General features: G+C 45.7%; 16 protein-coding genes. 8 read left to right on the forward strand and 8 right to left on the reverse strand.

All coding sequences use genetic code 11. The features are described 5' to 3' along the window. Positions 1-1,044, forward strand: a complete 1,044-nt coding sequence (locus JGK36_RS09880; RefSeq protein WP_293176660.1) for a calcium-binding protein — start codon at positions 1-3, stop codon at positions 1,042-1,044. Positions 1,045-1,125: 81 nt separating this feature from the next. Here the strand turns inward: JGK36_RS09880 and JGK36_RS09885 are convergent, their stop codons facing one another. Together JGK36_RS09885 and JGK36_RS09890 are read right to left on the reverse strand one after the other, a co-directional pair. Beyond that, on the reverse strand, positions 1,126-1,785 hold the full coding sequence (locus JGK36_RS09885) for a Uma2 family endonuclease (protein ID WP_293176658.1): 660 nt from the start codon (positions 1,783-1,785) through the stop codon (positions 1,126-1,128). Positions 1,786-1,864: 79 nt separating this feature from the next. Continuing rightward, the gene (locus tag JGK36_RS09890; RefSeq protein ID WP_293196788.1) at positions 1,865-2,341 is read right to left on the reverse strand and encodes an ankyrin repeat domain-containing protein; all 477 of its coding nucleotides are present in this window, start codon (positions 2,339-2,341) and stop codon (positions 1,865-1,867) included. Between the two features lie 36 nt (positions 2,342-2,377). On the opposite strand from JGK36_RS09890, the gene JGK36_RS09895 reads away from it, so the two are divergent. Next, positions 2,378-3,643, forward strand: coding sequence for a lipid-A-disaccharide synthase (locus JGK36_RS09895; RefSeq protein WP_293196789.1), 1,266 nt, complete (start codon positions 2,378-2,380; stop codon positions 3,641-3,643). Positions 3,644-3,966: 323 nt separating this feature from the next. Here JGK36_RS09895 and JGK36_RS09900 read toward each other — a convergent pair whose 3' ends face one another. Both JGK36_RS09900 and JGK36_RS09905 read right to left on the reverse strand, forming a co-directional pair. Further along, on the reverse strand, positions 3,967-4,104 hold the full coding sequence (locus JGK36_RS09900; protein WP_293200904.1) for a YqaE/Pmp3 family membrane protein: 138 nt from the start codon (positions 4,102-4,104) through the stop codon (positions 3,967-3,969). Positions 4,105-4,143: 39 nt separating this feature from the next. After that, positions 4,144-5,088: a fused MFS/spermidine synthase gene (locus JGK36_RS09905; protein WP_293176650.1), complete on the reverse strand. Its 945-nt coding sequence runs from the start codon at positions 5,086-5,088 to the stop codon at positions 4,144-4,146. Positions 5,089-5,789: 701 nt separating this feature from the next. On the opposite strand from JGK36_RS09905, the gene JGK36_RS09910 reads away from it, so the two are divergent. The 4 genes from JGK36_RS09910 (at position 5,790) to JGK36_RS09925 (ending at position 12,489) form a co-directional block, all read left to right on the forward strand. Beyond that, positions 5,790-6,809: an ABC transporter substrate-binding protein gene (locus JGK36_RS09910; RefSeq protein WP_293189179.1), complete on the forward strand. Its 1,020-nt coding sequence runs from the start codon at positions 5,790-5,792 to the stop codon at positions 6,807-6,809. Between the two features lie 120 nt (positions 6,810-6,929). After that, on the forward strand, positions 6,930-9,035 hold the full coding sequence (locus JGK36_RS09915; protein WP_293176646.1) for an ATP-binding protein: 2,106 nt from the start codon (positions 6,930-6,932) through the stop codon (positions 9,033-9,035). Between the two features lie 575 nt (positions 9,036-9,610). Continuing rightward, positions 9,611-12,172, forward strand: a complete 2,562-nt coding sequence (gene priA, locus JGK36_RS09920) for a primosomal protein N' (protein ID WP_293197741.1) — start codon at positions 9,611-9,613, stop codon at positions 12,170-12,172. Between the two features lie 185 nt (positions 12,173-12,357). After that, entirely contained in the window at positions 12,358-12,489 is a 132-nt protein-coding gene (locus tag JGK36_RS09925) for a hypothetical protein (protein ID WP_293176642.1), read from the forward strand. Between the two features lie 173 nt (positions 12,490-12,662). Here JGK36_RS09925 and JGK36_RS09930 read toward each other — a convergent pair whose 3' ends face one another. Then, entirely contained in the window at positions 12,663-13,157 is a 495-nt protein-coding gene (locus tag JGK36_RS09930; RefSeq protein WP_293197744.1) for a hypothetical protein, read from the reverse strand. A gap of 199 nt (positions 13,158-13,356) precedes the next feature. Between JGK36_RS09930 and JGK36_RS09935 the strand changes: the two genes are divergently transcribed. Together JGK36_RS09935 and JGK36_RS09940 are read left to right on the forward strand one after the other, a co-directional pair. Next, complete coding sequence (locus JGK36_RS09935; protein WP_293189187.1) at positions 13,357-13,575, forward strand: hypothetical protein; 219 nt, start codon at positions 13,357-13,359, stop codon at positions 13,573-13,575. A 207-nt stretch (positions 13,576-13,782) separates the two neighbouring features. Then, positions 13,783-14,787 carry an MvdC/MvdD family ATP grasp protein gene (locus tag JGK36_RS09940; protein ID WP_293197747.1) on the forward strand — a complete coding sequence of 335 codons (1,005 nt, stop codon included), beginning with the start codon at positions 13,783-13,785 and terminating at the stop codon, positions 14,785-14,787. A gap of 512 nt (positions 14,788-15,299) precedes the next feature. On the opposite strand, the gene gltD is transcribed toward JGK36_RS09940, so the two are convergent. The 3 genes from gltD to JGK36_RS09955 all read right to left on the reverse strand — a co-directional run bounded on the left by gltD (position 15,300) and on the right by JGK36_RS09955 (position 18,358). Continuing rightward, positions 15,300-16,784 carry a glutamate synthase small subunit gene (gene gltD / locus JGK36_RS09945; RefSeq protein ID WP_293197750.1) on the reverse strand — a complete coding sequence of 495 codons (1,485 nt, stop codon included), beginning with the start codon at positions 16,782-16,784 and terminating at the stop codon, positions 15,300-15,302. 570 nt (positions 16,785-17,354) lie between these two features. Next, entirely contained in the window at positions 17,355-17,756 is a 402-nt protein-coding gene (locus JGK36_RS09950) for a DUF202 domain-containing protein (RefSeq protein WP_293197753.1), read from the reverse strand. 179 nt (positions 17,757-17,935) lie between these two features. Then, a complete protein-coding gene (locus tag JGK36_RS09955; protein WP_293176630.1) occupies positions 17,936-18,358 on the reverse strand; it encodes a DUF202 domain-containing protein in 423 nt (140 codons plus the stop codon). Positions 18,359-18,520: the final 162 nt, after the last annotated feature.

The raw sequence follows: 18,520 nt of genomic DNA on the forward strand, positions 1-18,520 counted from the left end.
ATGACAAACTATGACATCTTCGACGAACAATACTACCTTTCACAGTATCCGTGGCTGAAACCAGCACTTGATGCAGGAATCATCAAATCTGGCAGAGAACACTTTGAAAAATTTGGTCAAGCTGGTGGCCTCACCGCAGTATCGCGTTACTTTGACGAACAAACCTATCTAGCTCAAAATCCAGATATTGTTCCCTCAATCCGCAACTCAAGCAATCCAAACGCGCCTTTTGCTTCTGGTTTAGACCACTTTATCCAGTTTGGTTACGAAGAAGGTCGCACGCGAGTATCGCCTGACTACGACCAAGCATTTTATGTAGCAAATAATCGAGATTTGTTACCGTTTATTCAAAATGGAACCTTTAAAAATGGTTACCAGCATTTCATTAAATTCGGAATCAAAGATGGTCTGTTTGCGACTTCTTTCTCTGAACCGGATTATTTCACTGGCGATATCAGGTCACTTGTCAATTCAGGAGTGTTTAAAACTGGCAGAGAACACTATCTGAAATTAGGACAATTTGATCCTAATCGTACTGCGACTTTTGTCGGAACTTCTGGTAATGATATTGTTACTGGTTTCGGGGCGGGGAATACCAGACTCATTGGAGTTGAAGTAGGTAGAAGTGTCCCTAATGTTCTCACAAGTGGGATCTTCACGGTTTATGAAAGTAAGGGCGACAATGAATTTGATACTCTGATTGGTGGTACAGGTCAGGATGAATTCCTATTGGGTACGACTACGCCAATGGGTATTAGATCTGCATTGGTCAACATTGAGGTTTTCTACAATGGGCCTGGTTTTGCTACAATTCAGAACTTTACACAAGGTCAGGACAGTATCCGGCTGGGAGGATATTTAGATTGGTACATTCTGTCTCCTATCAACAATAATCTAGATTTACAAATTCAAACAAAATTCTCAGATAGCTCATCTGGTGCGATAGTATTGGACACGATCGCCGTAATTAAAGGTGGCGGCAATTTGAACTTGAATCGATTGCCAGAATCATTAAATAGTTTTTCATACTTTTTATTAGGCTAAAAATCCAGAAGCGATTAATGAGTGGGTGTTGAATTTGATGGGTGGAATCGCCCATTGAAACAAAATGGCGATCGCGCTTTGCTATTCCGGCAACTCGCCAAAGCGATCGCGATATTGAGCCACCAATTCTTCAGCCGTCAAATACCTAGTACCTCGTTCGTCAAACCAGTACAAAACCTCCAACTGTCGTTCCCCATCGCTGTACCGACCTCGACCAATTCCTAAACCCACTTCCGGCATCCAAAAAGGTTCACCAATTTGCTGTTCGTACTCGCCATTTACCAAACGATAAACTTCAAACGGTTGCTGTTGGTCTCGCCGCCAGTAGTAGGGATTGTAAATCACATAGTATAGCACGCCCAACCGCGCATAAATCTCAATTTTTTTATCGTATTCACCGCCGTAAGTTTGAGAAACAATCTCTAGGGCAAAAATCGGGGGAATATTATTTTCTTCCCACAGGACGTAACTGAGGCGCAAAGTATCGCCTTTGAATCTTTCGACACCCAGACTTAGAAAGCCGTCAGGAACGATTGGAACTAGATGACTTACTCCCGTCGTGTGATAAACTCCCATATCCACCGCAAAAAACCAGTCATTCCGCTCGCGCCAGTGAAATTTGAGCAAGAATAACAGTAAGTTGGGAAGAAAGTTTTGATTTTCGTTATCCACTGGAGTATCATCCGAAGAAGGGAGTTCGGCGCTAGTTGGCAAACGCATTTCTCGATCGAATAGTACCATGATATAAAAATGGCAAATTTATTAATTAATTATATCATCCAGAAACCGGGTTTATTTGATAAACCCGGTTGCTAAGTTGTTAATGGCGATCGCGCGCCAGCTTCAAAACCTCAACCACATCTTGGTGCTTTTCCGAAGATGCCCAGATTAACGCAGTCCAAGTATTATTATCCTTGGCTTTGAGATCGGAACCTCGATCGATCAAAACCTGCACAACATCAGCGCGCCCGCTACCCGCTGCACTCATCAAAGCCGTCAAACCAAAAGCAGTTTTAGCATTCACATCCGCCCCCGCATCCAGCAAAAGCTGTACAATCTCGGTATGTCCGGCAGCAGCGGCACTCATTAACGCCGTCCAACCGTCATTATCCTGACTCTTAGCATCCGCACCTGCTGCGAGCAATTTTTTGACAATATCAGCATTGCCAACCTCAGCCGCAGCCGTCAAAGCCGTCGCGCCTTCGTCATCTTTGGCGTTGATATCTGCACGTTGTTCGATCGCACATTCCACAGCCGCCACATCACCCATCTTGACGGCATCCATTAAATCTGTCATAAATTCTCCCTTGTATCCTTTTAAATCTTAAATCCTATGACAGTCGATATTTTAATCCTTTCCAACGGGCCCGGAGAATTAGCAACATGGGTGCGTCCCGCCGTGCAAGCATTGCGCCAGCAATTGGCAAACAAGGGCACAGAAGCGCGAATCTCGGTGGTGCTGTCCCCCTGTCCGCACGCCACGGGAAAAGAAGCAGAAATCGCATTGAGCTACCCAGAAGTGGATAGAGTGCAAGCACCGGAGCATTTTTTTCGATTTTTATTATCGGGCAAAACTGCCCAAAATTGGGATTGGTATGAAACGGGAGTTGTTTTGTTTTTAGGCGGCGACCAATTTTTTACGGTTGTTATTGGCAAAAGGCTAAAATATCGCACTGTTACCTATGCGGAATGGGACGCGCGGTGGTATCGCTGGATTGATAGGTTTGCGGCGATGAAACCGGAAGTTTTGGCTAAAGTTCCGCAAAAATATGCTGATAAATTTACAGTTGTGGGAGATTTGATTGCGGAAGTAGGCGATCGCAAATCGGAGACAAAAGACGGCGTACAACCCCGACGGGAAATAGAGTTAATTGGATTGTTACCGGGTTCTAAGGCGGCAAAATTAGCTTTAGGTGTACCGTTGTGTTTGGCGATCGCCCAATCGATCCATCGAGTCCGCCCTGAAACGCGCTTTGTAATTCCGGTTGCTCCGAGCTTAGATGTGCAAACTCTAGCACGTTTTGCCGACGCTGAACAAAATCCCTGCTTGCATTTATTTTCCAACGCTAGCGCGGAACTTCATTTAACAGAATCGCCGTTTTTGCAGACAGCAAATGGCTTACAAATAGAACTTTGGACGCAAACTCCTGCCTACGATTTGCTATCAGAATGCAGCCTGTGTTTGACTACTGTGGGGGCGAATACTGCGGAATTGGGTTCGTTAGCTGTACCGATGATTGTGTTGATTCCGACGCAGCAGTTGGATGCGATGAAAGCTTGGGATGGTTTGCCGGGATTGTTGGCAAATTTGCCGTTAGTCGGTTCTGTTTTTGCGACGGGGATTAATTGGCTGATTCTGCAATTGGGGAGGGGAAAGCTTTATGCTTGGCCGAATATCTGGGCGGGCGAGGAGATTGTGCCGGAGTTGATCGGGCGGCTGGAGGCGGATGTTGTGGCGGATCTGGCGATCGACTATTTGAGCCATCCTGATAAATTAGCACGGATTGGCGATCGGCTCCGCAGTGTGCGCGGCGAGTCTGGGGCGGCGCGGAAAATCGCTGAATTGGTTTGTGAAGAAGTCGATTTTTGCGATCGTTAATTGTGGTAGGGGCCCTTTCACCAACAATATCTAACGCCAACCAACAATTTACATAAACCCGCCCCCACCCCACAGAAAATATCAACCTGCATTATCTTAGCAATTATCGTAGGGGTGGGTTAACCAACAATATCGAACACCAACCAACAATGTAAATAAACCCACCCCCACCCCACAGATAATATCAACCTGCATTATTCCATGATAATCAAAATTGATGCAGCCTGTTAGTTATTTGTTGGGTTGGGGCGGGTTTATATATCCCTGCGCTGCTGACAGATATTGTTTGTGAACCCGCCCTTACAGGTCTTTTTGATATCAACCTAGCCCCGATCGTGCTTGGCAATTACCCAAATAGCTAGAAGCAGGTTGATCCAAAAATCAGTACCAATTCCGACGGTTAAAAATACGCCCAGCGGGGGAATAAAAATTGCAGCGACTATGCGGATTAAACTGCCCATGTGAGTTACTCCAAACGACTTTTCTCTTTCAATTTAACTTCACTGACCGACAGACCCTTTCCCGAAAAATTTAGGTGGTGCTGCGATCGTATAAACTTCGGTTTCCTCGGCGATTACTTTTCGTAAGTGACCGGGAACTTGCATCAGTCCCAACAGTGTAATCCCGTCTAACATCCGCAACCCACCAATTGTTTTGTCGGCGAGCAATTTGTCGGTAACTTCAGGTTCTGGCCGCGTGTTTATTTCTTGGCTGGAAGCTACCGCAAAACCCCAAGGAGCTCCGTAGGTAGAAATAAAGCTGGTGCAGGATTGAACGTTGGGGAAAACCGATTTCAGGGTGTTGACAATGCGGGCGTGCATTTTCATTTCTGCTGGAGAAACGGGGCCCGCTTGCACTACGAAATACCCGTTAGGTGACAGTATTTTGCGGACTTTCTCAAAATACTCCTTGGTAAACAACTGGAAAGATGGGCCTTCTTCAATGGGATCGGATAAGTCGGAAATCACAATATCCCAATCGTTATCTGTGTTGTCTAAATAGTCCAAAGCGTCGCCGATTACTACTTCGGAACGGGGGTCGTCAAAGGCGTTTTGGTGCATTTCTGGCAGGTGTTCGCGGCAAGCTTCTACTACTTCGCCGTCAATATCTACCATCACTACTTTTTCAACACTTTTCCAGCGCAACACTTCTCTAATTGTAGCTCCTTCGCCACCGCCGAGAACTAGCACTTTTTTGGGCGAACCGTGAGCAATCATGGCTGGGTGCACGAGGGGTTCGTGGTACAGAAACTCGTCGCCCGTACAAGATTGCCATTTCCCGTCCAAAACTAAGCCTTTGCCGTAGGTGCCGGTTTGAACTACGTACATTTCCTGATAGGCTGTTTTTTTGTAAGCGAGCACGCCGATGATGCCGTGAACGTAAATATCCCAAGGGGTAATGTACTCGCTCATCCAAAAGTCTGCACGGACTTCGCTACCTGACATTCAATACTCTCCCAATGTGAACTGCTGTGTCGATTTTCTCGCAAGTATTAATTCCTACCATAAAATGGCGCTGGTGTGTAAGTGCGATCGACACATGGGAGTTATAGCCTTTCCATCTCCCATATGAGGTACTCATGGACATTGGGCAAACAGGGCATTTGGCAAACAGGGCATTTGGCAAACAGGGCATTTGGCATTGGGATACCTCAACTTGCATATCCACAATCTCACCGCGACGCACCTGACAAACTCTCTGCGGTGTAAATAATCATCCGTTTCACTCTTTCCCAACACTTCTTTTATCGCAAAACTCGATCGCAATGCTATTCATATCATTTATAACAAATCGTGCTACAAAACAATTGTTGGGCTTGCTCTACCCGATGGGTAAGGTGCGTCGCTATCAGATTTGCAATTCAATGCCAGTAATTTATCGCAAGCGACACATCCTACGAATACTTTTATCGCAAAACTTTATAAAACTGGTGTTAATACTTGTACCCACGCAGGTTGGCTACAAAGTTGTTGGTCACAGGTTATTTGTTGCAGGGCAATTATTCACTTTCAAGTCGCTGCTAGAAGTTGGCGATCGGTGTTTATATTGAATATATTGGTCAATATTGGCGATCGCACCACCTGAACTTAAGTGCTGACCAACAAGTATAATTTACTAATCAATAAGCAGGAGCTTACCTAAGTATATGCTGAAAAATCTTCTGATGTTTGACCTCAAGTTTTGGAAAAAAGTGAGCCGGAAACTAAAAAGCTTTATGCTTGGCATTGCGACAGTCACCCTGTGTACAGTGATATTAGCTAGTTGCACGAAAGCAGAAGCCCCTTTGCGAGTCGGTGCCAATGTTTGGCCTGGCTATGAAACTCTGTACTTGGCTCGCAGTTTAGGGTACTATGACAATACTCCTATTCGATTAGTAGATTACCCTTCAGGTACAGAAGAGGTACGAGCCTATCGAAATGGAGAAATTGAAGCAGCGGGCATATCCATCGACCAAGCTTTGGTATTGGCAGCAACCAATCCCGACGTAAAGATTGTAGTTGTAATGGATTTTTCTAACGGTGGGGATGTGATTCTCGGCAAACCAGAGATTCCAAATTTGCAAGGCTTAAAAAACCGACCAGTAGGCGTCGAATCTACTGCACTAGGAGCATTCATAATTACCCGTGCCTTAGAACAAAAAGGTATGTCACCTAAAGATATCAAAATTGTTTCTTTAGGAGTATCGGAACATGAACGAGCTTTTAAAGATGGAAAGGTAGATGCTGTTGTTACCTTTGGATATGCTCGGACAAAGCTGCTAGCAGTAGGCGCAAAACAACTGTTTGATAGTTCGCAAATCCCCGGTGAAATTGTCGATGTTCTGATAGTACGCGACGATGTAATTAACAAGCAGCCCAAGGCTTTGCAGGCTTTAGTTGACGGTCGGTTTCGCGCCCTAGATTACTTGACAAAAAATCCCCAGGATGCTGCTAGTCGCATAGCTCCCCGTACAGGAGTGACTCCAGAACAATTCTTAGAATCTTTAAAAGGGCTGAGCAGTCCAAGCCTCCAAGAAAATCAAAAGTTACTAGGGAAAACAGATCCGTCATTGCTGAATGGCGTCAAGCGATTGTCTCAAGTGATGCTAGAAAACAAGTTGCTGCCAAAAGCTGTAAATCCTGCTCCTTTGTTGGACGACAAATTGGTCAAAAAAGTGAAATATTGATCGATTATAATTCTAGTTAGTCGGGAACAAATATGAGTTTTAAGTGACTATTGATTTGCATATTTTGGGTTGAAATTAGCAACAACAATCTAGGAACTCAAATTTATATCATTTCTAACTATGAAACAATTCCCTTTTTCTCTACGTTTATCAATTCCTTTAATCCTGTTGACTTTCGGCAGTTTGCTGGGTTTATTTTCTTTTGAACGAGAGGTACATCAGTCGTATCGGCGGCAAGAAGAAAAAGGAATTAACGATTTAAAGTTTTCTGCAAATCAAATCTCAGGAATGCTGGAATATTTGTACCGCAGAGGAGATGTTGAGCAAGTGGAAATCGCAATTAGCAAGTTGGGTAGCGAGCGAAATATCCGCTTAGCGTTGCTTTGTGATGAAAATAACCGAGTAATTTTGGCAACCCGTTACGAATTGCGGAATCACCCGATCGCCGAAATCTCGTTACCTAACTATTTGCCAGAAGAATTTTTCAAAGTTCGGGAAAAGATGTCAGGAGAAGTCAAGCTTGCTCAAAATAAAGAGAGTACCTGGGCAATTTATCCGGTTTTGTTGGGGGCCCAGCCGGGAGAAGTTCGCCCTTCGAGAGTCGGCATTCTTTTGGTAGAGTATGATATTTTGTTATTCAAGCAGCAATCTTATGCAGATACTTTGCAGCGATCGGCCGAAACGAGTATTGGGTTAGCTGTATTTTGCATAATTGTCTGGTTGTTTTTTGATAAAACCTTGACAGGGCGGGCTGCGAGGCTGGTAGCAGCGAGCAATAGCTTCAGCCAAGGAAAATTGGACGCGCGCGCGCAACTGGGAGGATCTGATGAACTTGCTCAGATTGCGGCCGCTTTTAACCAAATGGGCGATCGCATTCAGTCTGATACGGAGGTGCTCCAAGACAGCGAGAAACGTTTCAGAAGCTTGGTTTCCAATCTCCCGGGTGCGGTTTATCGATGGGTATTCGATGCCGACTGGACGATCGAGTTTATCAGTGATGCGATCGCAGATATTTCGGGCTACTCCGCCACCGATTTTATTGACAATCGAGTGCGAAGTTTTAACAGTATCATCCATGCTGAAGATGCAGCAATGGTACAGAAGATTATCGATAAAAGAATCTTGAAAAAACGGGATTATATCATCGAGTACCGCATTATTAGAGCGGATAAGACTGTGAGATGGGTGTCAGACAAAGGTCAAGGCATATTTAATGAAAACGGCGATCTTCTCTGGCTTGACGGAGTAATCTTTGACATCACCAAGCGCAAGCACGCTGAGGCAGAAATGCGTCAAATTTTAGAACTTAAGGATAAACTTGCGGCTACTGCTACTGCTCAATCTAAACAACTCAAACAAACTCTGCAAGATTTACAGAAAACCCAGGCTCAACTAATTCAAACAGAAAAAATGTCTTCCCTCGGTCAAATGATCGCTGGTGTAGCCCACGAGATTAATAACCCTGTTAATTTCATTCACGCCAATCTTTCTCACGTTAGTACCTACAGTCACAACCTATTAAGTTTAATCGATTTGTACCAGCAGGAATATCCGAATCCTAAGGCGGAAATTGCAGATTTGATTGAAGATAGCGATCTGGAGTTTGTCGGCGAGGATCTGCCGAAAATATTGTCTTCAATGAAAGTGGGTACTAATCGCATTCGTGAAATTGTACTAAGTTTGCGAAATTTCTCTCGCTTGGATGAATCAGACCTCAAACCAGTGAATATTCATCAAGGACTTGATAGCACGCTTTTGATTTTACAGAGTGCTGTCAAAGCCAAACCCAATTTTAAGGAGATTGAGATTGTCAAAGATTATGGAGATTTGCCACTCATTGAATGTTATGCGGGGCAGCTAAATCAAGTATTTATGAATATTTTGAGTAATTCTATATATGCTTTGCACAATCCCGAAAATCACGATTCCCAAAAACATCAAGCTCACTCTCAAGGTCAGATTATAATTAGTACATTTATTTCAAAAAACAATTTGGTAAAAATCAGTATTAAGGATAATGGGCCGGGAATAGATGACGCAGTGAAAACAAAAATTTTTGACCCTTTCTTTACGACAAAACCAGTGGGTACAGGTACAGGTTTGGGGCTATCAATTAGCTATCAAATTGTGGTGGACAAACACGGCGGGAGGTTGGAGTGCATATCGACAGTGGGAGAAGGGACTGAATTTGCGATCGAGATTCCGATCGCCAAATCCCGCAGTTAATCTAAGCTGTAGCCTTTCTCAGAAAGATGAGGTACTAATGGGCATGGGGCATAGGGCATAGGGCATAGGGCATAGGGCATAGGGCATAAGAGGGTGCATCTGGCGCAAGGCAAATATATCCGTAGGGGCGAAGCATGACCTCCGTCAATATGGGATTATAACTAATAACTTATATGCGGTCATGCTTCTTCAGGCTTCAAAAACCAGATGCACCCGCATAAGACTAGCGGGCATACCTCACTTTTTTGAGAAAGGCTATATTTTTAGTTGACTAATTTACAGATATCGGCTAATGAAACGGCGCCGCGAGCAAAGTGTGTCAATTTGAGCTGCGAATGTATTATCACTCTGCTGTCTGACTATTAGGATCTATATCCCCTCTAACCCCCTTAAAAAAGGGGAGTAGGGGGTGGGACAGGAGTATTCTCAAAGTCCCCCTTCTTAAGGGGGATTTAGGGGGATCTAGACTAAGTTAGAAGCGAGATTTTTCAGGGATTTTAGTCTTAATAAGCTAAACTGAGGGATAATAAAAACTCCCTATGACCGCGGCTCCTCCTAGTTTGATGTGAAACCCTATGTCTACTGTCACTTTTGGTTTATTAACCCCCTCCGCGGCAGAGGCCGGGGCATCCTACGGTAGCAGCCAACCGCCGCAACGCCCCACCACATCGGCACAGTGGATCGAGGTGTTGGTGGACTCTCCTTTCAGGGGCGCGGGGGACTCGCCGGGGGAGGAAAACAAGTTATTTACCTATCGCTTACCTGCGGAATTGAACGTGCAGCCGGGGGATATTTTGAGTGTACCCTTTGGCAGCCAACAGGTAGGGGCGATCGCAATTCGGTTCGTTTCTCAACTGCCGGCAGACTTAGATCCGGGGCGGGTGAAAGATGTCGAAGATGTTGTCAGTACGGGCTTTTTTCCGCCTACTTACTGGCAATTGCTCGAACGAGTATCTGCTTATTATTGTACAACATTAATTCAAGTAATTAGAGCTTCGCTGCCACCCGGTTTGTTAAGCCGTTCAGTGCGCCGGATTAGGTTAATTAAAGATGCTGTTTCTCCAAATGCCGAAACATTTTTGAATCCCGCCGCCAGTCAAATTTTGCAATTGCTGCAAGCTCAAAAAAAGGGCGATTACACTTGGCAATACCTTCAGCGCCAAGTCAAGGGAAGTTATCGGGGATTGAAAGATTTATTGCAACGCGGTTGGGTAGAAAGTTATTTAGAACCGCCCAATCCTCCGAAACCACAACTCAAACCGGCAGTGATATTAATCCCCAGCGCCTTTGTCACGGATTTAACTAAGCGCCAACAAGAAGTATTGGAAGTTTTGCGGCGCGGCGGCGGTGAAATGTGGATGAATGATTTGCTGAGAATTTGCAGCGCGGGTGCTTCGGTTGTCAAAAATTTGGAACAGAAAGGTAGCGTTGTCATCGATCAAAGGGAAGTTCTCAGGGGCGATCGCGGAATTGCTCAATTACCCGATGCACCGAAAACTTTAACTCGTTTTCAAGCTGAAGCTTTAGGGTTTATTAACAGTTTTTCGGGATTCCGTCAAGTGCTGTTGCACGGCGTTACCGGTTCTGGTAAGACTGAAGTGTATTTGCAGGCGATCGCCCCAATCCTCGCCAGCGGCAAATCCGCCCTCGTGCTCGTCCCGGAAATCGGCTTGACACCGCAACTGACAGACAGATTCCGCGCCCGGTTTGGCGAGCAAATTTGCGTGTACCACAGCGGCCTATCCGACGGCGAACGTTACGATACATGGCGCCAGATGCTGACTGGAACGCCGCAAATTGTCATCGGCACGCGATCGGCCATTTTCGCACCATTACCGCACCTCGGCTTAATTATCCTCGACGAAGAACACGACAGCAGCTTCAAACAAGACCAACCAGCGCCCTGCTACCACGCCCGCACGGTTGCAAAATGGCGCGCCGAATTAGAAAATTGTCCGTTAATTTTAGGTTCCGCAACGCCAGCTTTAGAGACATTAGTAGGGACGCGCCGAGATTATAACTCGTTACCAACTATCCATTATTTATCATTACCAACTCGCATTTATTCCCGCCCAATGCCGCCCGTGGAAGTAGTCGATATGCGCCAAGAATTGCGGCAAGGGAACCGCTCGATTTTCAGCACTTCTTTGCAAAATGCCCTGGAACAATTGCAAGCAAGACAACAGCAAGGCATCCTATTTATTCACCGCCGAGGACACAGCACGTTTGTCTCTTGTCGGAGTTGCGGCTACGTGATGGAATGCCCGAATTGCGATGTTTCTCTATCTTATCACCAGGTCGGCGAAGGCACAGCAGAAATCCTGCGCTGTCACTACTGCAACCACACGGAAAGACATCCTCAAAATTGTCCAGAATGCAGTTCTCCTTACTTCAAAAACTTCGGTAGCGGCACTCAGCGAGTGGAACAGGAATTAACGAGATTGTTTCCAGAATTGCGGGCGATTCGGTTTGATAGCGATACTACTAGAAATAAGGGCGATCACCGCCGATTGTTAACTCAATTTGCGAATGGGGAAGCTGATATTTTACTTGGTACGCAAATGCTGACGAAGGGTTTAGATTTAGCTCAAGTTACATTGGTGGGAGTTGTGTCTGCTGATGGATTGCTGAATTTATCGGATTATCGCGCCAGCGAACGGGCTTTTCAAACTTTAACTCAAGTTGCGGGCCGTGCGGGTAGAGGCGACGATCCGGGGCGGGTAATTATTCAAACTTACACTCCCGAACATCGAGTGGTTCAAGCTGTGAGGCGGCACGAATATACAAGTTTTGTGGAGACGGAATTAGCAGAAAGGGCGGCGCTGAATTATCCACCTTCGGGGCGGTTGATTTTGTTGCGGTTGAGTAGTGTGGATGCGGCGGAGGTGGCGGTGACTGCGGTACAATTGGCGTCTGTTTGTCAACAGTATATCGATCGACTTTCGGCGTCTGGCTGCGAGATGTTGGGGCCTGCACCGGCGGCGATTATGCGGGTGGCGAACCGCTATCGGTGGCAGATTTTGCTGAAGTTACCTTTGGATGAGTCGCTGGATTTGTCGGATTTAGTCGGGTTGCGCGATCGTACGCCGCGTTCTGTTAGTCTGACTATTGATGTCGATCCGTTGAATTTTGGTTGATTGGGGATGGAAAAGCGAGAATCCCCAATAAGACGGCGGTTGAAACCGCGTCTACACAAACAATGTCCACCTCCGTGGACTGAAGAAAACAACGTAATTTAAACGGCCGGGTCTTCAACCCGCGGAGGCGGGTTTTGTCTGTATAGACGCGGTTTCAACCGCCCGGTCTTCTTTCAGAAAAAGACTTGGTTGATATTTTTTCTACTGAGTCTTTGGTGGCTGAGGTTTTGAATGGTAACAGGGAACTGACGGTGAGTCAAATTCAGAAATTAGCTGAGTTATTTCATTTATCGCCTGGGGCATTTAAGATGAATTAGAATCGTAGGGTGCGTCAGCTTCGATGATTTTGTAAATAATCGAAAATCTCCAAGCTGACGCACCTGATACCTATTTCGCCCGGTGCGTCGCTATGAGATTGTCGATATTGAGTTAGAGATTTTTAATGGCGACGCACCCTACAACTACTAAAATTCGTTTGTAGTGACTACTTCTATTCTGTTAAATCGACTTGTCGAATCTCTTCTAGCGTCATATCCAAGCATTGCGCGATTTGCTCGTCGCTCAAACCTACTGCTTGCAAGCGAGCAATCGCCTCAATTTTCGCCCGCTGCTTTCCCCGCAAAAACTCAGGCGACTCTTCAGATGACGTGCAGATATTCAGCGATCCAATTACATTATTATGAGCGACATGATGGCCATTAATAACGCCTCCAGTAACATTGCTAATCATCGACTTGCGAATCAGCGTCGATCGCAAATTTAACTTATTAACCTCTTCTCCAAAAGCATCAGAGAACAACTGCCATAGCTCGTAGCCCACATCTTTAGCATAACCCTCAGTACAGTTCAGCCCTTGGGCAATATCGCCGTACTTTTGCCGCTTCAAAACGCCCTCAATCACACCAACTTGCATATCATCTAAATGCTTGCCAGTTTTCGCAAAGACAACTTCATCCGCAAAAGCCAGTGCTTCCTTAACGTTCACCCGCGCCTCCTCCCAATATCCGAGCGATCGAACTAAAACCGTCTAGATCCGACTATTTTCGCCTTGAATACAAAAACGATTAAAGCTTTATCAAAACTTTTTATATTATACGACTTTATCCGACCTTTTTCGACTATACAAATTAATTGGCAAGCTGTAGCATTGTGAATATCAAATCATCGCTCAAAGAAACTAACTTATGACGACTACCCAACTCGCTCTCGACAAAAAAGCAAATCCTTTGATGATGCACCTGAGCATCTCGCCCAAGTACGGCATTTCCGAAGAGCAAGCTAGCTACGATCCCAGCACGCAGACTTCTAACATCACCTCCATGAGCGGCTCCTGGTCTACTCGTGCTGGCTCCAGTATTTTTCAGTTTGAACCTAGTGATGACGACCAGCAAGAGGACGACTAGAATTTTGAATTACTAAGAAATAATTCGATCGCCCTTTATGTTCTTGAAAGACCTGTATGAATTTTTGCATGACAGGTCTTTCACTGTCAACATTATTTCAATTAGTTTGATTGCGATACCAGTTTCAAAAAAAATCCAACCGCATACAAGCTCGAAACCCATACATAATCCATCATTTCCAATCTAAAATCTAAAATATAAAATAGTATGACTGACCTTTTAATCGTGACTTCCGAGACAGACATTCATGCAGATGTCGTTATCAACGAATTGCAAAACTCAAATATTCGAGCAATTCGATTGAATTCAGAAAGTTTTATTAAAACAAGCAAATATGCTTACTCGTGGCAAGCTTCTGGCAATCCCAGTCAAAGTTTTTTGTCCTTTGAAGACTCCTTGAAAGAAGTTCAAGATATTGGCGTGATTTGGTGGCGCAAACCACAAGATTATCAAGTGTTTCCAGAAGTTGATGATGCTTGGGCAATCAAGTATTGTCAAGAAGAAACAGAATCTTTAATATACTCTCTGTCTGGCTTATATCCCAAAGCGAGGTGGGTCAATAACTACTACAAGATTAGATTGCCATCCCATCGAATCAACCAAATCCCAATTGCTCACAAACTAGGAATTACTATCCCTCCAACACTCGTCACCAATTCCTACGAAGCGGCTTGCAACTTTGTAACACAACAGGGAAAGTGCATTGTCAAACCGATGTGCTATTCTGGATTCTTACATGATGAAAAACAGTATTCGTGTTATACTCGCCCCATTGATGTAGAAACACTTGAAGCATTTCGAGAAAGCATTCGATTGGCACCTGTTTTTATTCAAAAACGCATTCAGAAGAAGGCAGAATATCGCGTTACATTAATGGGTAAACATGATTTTGTCTGTCGCATTGACGCCAAACATACCAACGATGCAGACGTGACATTAGATTGGCGCGTCACCGAACCGGATAAACTCGTTCACGTTCCCGACAAGCTACCAATTGATTACCTCAACAAACTCCATCAAATGCTTGACGAGTTAGGCTTAAATTTTGGTGCATTCGACATCATTCGCGACGATGATGATACGCTCTATTTTATCGAACTCAATCCCAATGGACAATGGTATTGGATCGAAATTCTCACTAAAATGCCAATGGTTCGCGCAATGGTTGAACTCATCGAAGATTTAGCGCTTCAATATCAACAGGATTGCTAAATTCTCTCAGGAATTACACATTCTATAGAGATTGCTTCGTTCCTAGCAATGACAAAGAATCAGCGCTGAGATTGCTTCGTTCCTCGCTGCGGACAAGGAATCAGTGCTGAGATTGCTTCGTTACAAGGAATCAGCGCTGGGATTGCTTCGTTCCTCGCTCCGGACAAGGAATCAACGAACTACAGCGACAATATTTGAGTAAACAAACTTAACTAAGAACATTGTAGCTAGGATTATCTAATACTAAATCCGGGCTTTTACCCCCTTGATGATGGTGGTGGTGCGTCGCTCGTTGAATCTTGGCAAATATCGAGAATTATTCGTGGCGACACACCCTACTTTCTACTAAAATAGGTTCGTAGTGAGGACTTTAGTCCGCAAGAAAAGAAAGGACTGAAGTCCTTACTACAAACCTATTTTGGTTCGTAGTGAGGACTTTAGTCCGCAAGAAAGTCCGCAAGAAAAGAAAGGACTGAAGTCCTCACTACGAACCTATCGGCCGCATCAATCAACTACGGCAAATCGGTTTCACCCATCAAATAAAGGTCGCACTCCCGGGCCACGCCGCGCCCTTCATTAATCGCCCAAACCACCAAACTCTGACCCCGGCGACAGTCCCCAGCCGCAAAAACTCCCGGAATGCTGGTTGTATACTTTTCGTGCTCGGCTTTCACATTGCTGCGGGCGTCGCGTTCCAATCCCAGGGCATCCAGCAACGGTTGTTCCGGGCCCAGGAAGCCCATCGCTAGCAACACAACCTGCGCCGGCAAGACTTTCTCGGTACCGGGGATTTGCTTGGGAATGAACTGCCCTTTCTCGTTTTTCGCCCACTCCACCTCAACAGTGTGCACGGCTTTGACGTTGCCGTTTTCGTCGCCCTCGAACTTGGTAGAGGTGGTGAGATAGCCGCGCGGATCATCGCCGAATTTAGCTGCGGCTTCTTCTTGGCCGTAATCCAAGCGGTAGACTTTCGGCCATTCGGGCCAGGGATTGTTGGCTGCCCGTTCCGAGGGCGGTTTGGGCAGGATTTCTAGCTGTACCAGGCTGTTGCAGCCGTGGCGAATGGAGGTGCCCACGCAGTCGGTGCCGGTGTCGCCACCGCCGATAATCACCACATCTTTGCCTTCGGCGGAGATGAAGTTATCGTTGGTGCTCTTGTCTAATACTGCTTTGGTGTTGGCTGTGAGGAAGTCCATTGCGAAGTGGATGCCTTTTAATTCCCGTCCTTCGATGCCCAAGTCGCGGGGTTTTGTGGCGCCGGTACAGAGGACAACGGAGTCGTATTCTTTTAGCAGTTGTTCGGCTGGTAAGTCTTTCCCAACTTCGGTGTTGCAGATGAAGGTTACGCCTTCGTCTTCGAGGACTTTCAGGCGGCGCATCACGACTTGTTCTTTGTCTAGCTTCATGTTGGGGATGCCATACATTAACAGGCCTCCCGGTCGATCGGCTCTTTCGTATACAGTTACCAAATGACCGGCTTTGTTCAATTGCGCCGCAGCCGACAAACCAGCGGGCCCGGAACCGATAACAGCGATTTTTTTGCCGGTGCGTTTAGCTGGTGGTTCGGCGGTAATCCAGCCTTCATCCCAGCCTTTATCGATAATCGACGCTTCGATATTTTTAATCGTGACAGGCGGGTTGTTGATGCCGAGCACGCAAGCGCCTTCGCAGGGTGCGGGACAGACTCTGCCGGTGAATTCGGGGAAGTTGTTGGTTTTGTGCAGTCTGTCTAGGGCATCTTTCCACAATCCCCGATATACTAAGTCGTTCCATTCGGGGATGAGGTTGTTAATCGGGCAGCCGCTTGCCATGCCGCTGATGATGCTGCCCGTGTGGCAAAATGGGATGCCGCAGTCCATGCAGCGCGCGCCTTGGCTGCGGAGTTTGTCTTCCTCCATCGGTAGGTGAAATTCGTCCCAGTTGTGGATTCGATCGACTGGTGAGAGCTCGGAGGGCAATTCGCGCAAGAATTCGATAAAGCCTGTTGGTTTTCCCATAGTGCTGTTTTTGTTAGAATTTACTATTCTGATAATTTGTCAAAGCTGAGGCCTGTAGGCTTCTGAAATAACTATTGTGATATAAATTGCGGGCGATCGCACCTCAGATAGATCAATTCGTACCTTACATCTTCTATATTGCCCTAGCTACACATCATCTGGCCCAAAAACGCTGTTTGTTCTTTAGTCTGCTTGGCCTAGACGAGAGTTTGACTCTGACGTGGTTTCAAGCGTCGAGTCCGATTTTTTGGATATATGGCACTATTCTCAACAACAGGCGTTTTGCCTGTTCCACAAAGAATTAATTTGATTGTGGGCTGTCCCGCCCGCTTTTCAATAACTTATTGAGAATAGTGCCATATCTCAAATATTGCTGATACTCCCACATCTGGCAACTTTTCAGCGCAGTCCCATCGTGCTGCTCTCTAAATACTATAATACCAGTAGTTTTTATAATAAAAGTGGTTCTTAAGGAGGACTAAAGTCCTCAGGAAGAAGGACTAAAGTCCTGACTACGAACCTTTTTTGTGACGGGTGATTTACTAGAGATGGTATCAATGCTTTGTGCAATCAATTGGGGATAACAAAACTGCGCGAACTTACGGCGGCTGCAAAAATAAAAAAAATTACTCCCATCCCCAATAACCCAACAGCTAAACTGAAGAGAAATATCAACCCATCTGACGGTTCGTAGGTATTCTCATCAATTTGGCGGCGCACAATAAAGTATTTTCTAGTTGAGATTAACACGGTTGCTAAACCCACCAGAGAGAAGACTAAACCCAACTTCCAACCCGTGCCGTGACGGTGCTGTATGGGGATTTGCACGACGCGAAACCGCACGATCAGGACGCCAAAACCCATGAGGGCGATCGCACTTCGCATCCACGACAGAAAGGTACGTTCGTTTGCAGAGCGATCGATCGCCTTTGACAGATTTTCCTGCTTGAGTTTTTCCTCGTCTACTGTCATCGGCTTGAAGGAAATATCTGGGGCGATCGCACTTTTAGATATAGCGGATCTAGCGAAAGATGAGGTACGTTGTTGGGATGCGAGCCCTATACGTCTAAGCGGTTATACGATCTGCCAGTTATACCTCATCTTTTTGAGAAAGGCTATATATTTTTAGATATATTTAGGAAACACTCGGATTATTCGGGACTCATGAAACTAGCTGCGGTACCGGGAACTGAGAAGATAAAATAAATTACTCCCATGCCCAAAAGTACGATCGCCAAACTAAACAGCAGTACCCACCTGTCCGTAGGTTCGTAAGTATCGTAATCGATATCGTGACGCACAGCAAAGTAGTGCTGAGTGGAAATTAACACTGTCAGCAAACCCACCACAGAAAACAGCAAACCCAACTTCCAGCCATTACCCGGAGTCGGCAAAAGAGGCGGGTGGAAGGCTCGCAGGCGGACGATGACGACGCCAAAACCCATCAGGGCGATCGCTGTTCGCATCCACGCTAAATAAGTGCGCTCGTTTGCTAAATGATCGCGCACCCGCGAGGGATTGTGTCGCTTGGTTTTTTGCGTATCTGCTTTTGGCGATTTAAATGGTAACAGCATAGATCGAACTCTTAATTTTGGCTGGAAACCTGGAGCAATATTTATTTTTTTAGCTTGTCTTCTGGTTGTATCGGAATGATTTAACCACAGAGAACACAGAGGGCACAGAGAGGGAAGATAGAGATGAATACAGGACGATCGAATCGGATTTGATATCAGGGG

The organism is Microcoleus sp. PH2017_35_SFW_U_B (genome assembly GCF_020737865.1).
GTDB lineage: Bacteria > Cyanobacteriota > Cyanobacteriia > Cyanobacteriales > Microcoleaceae > Microcoleus.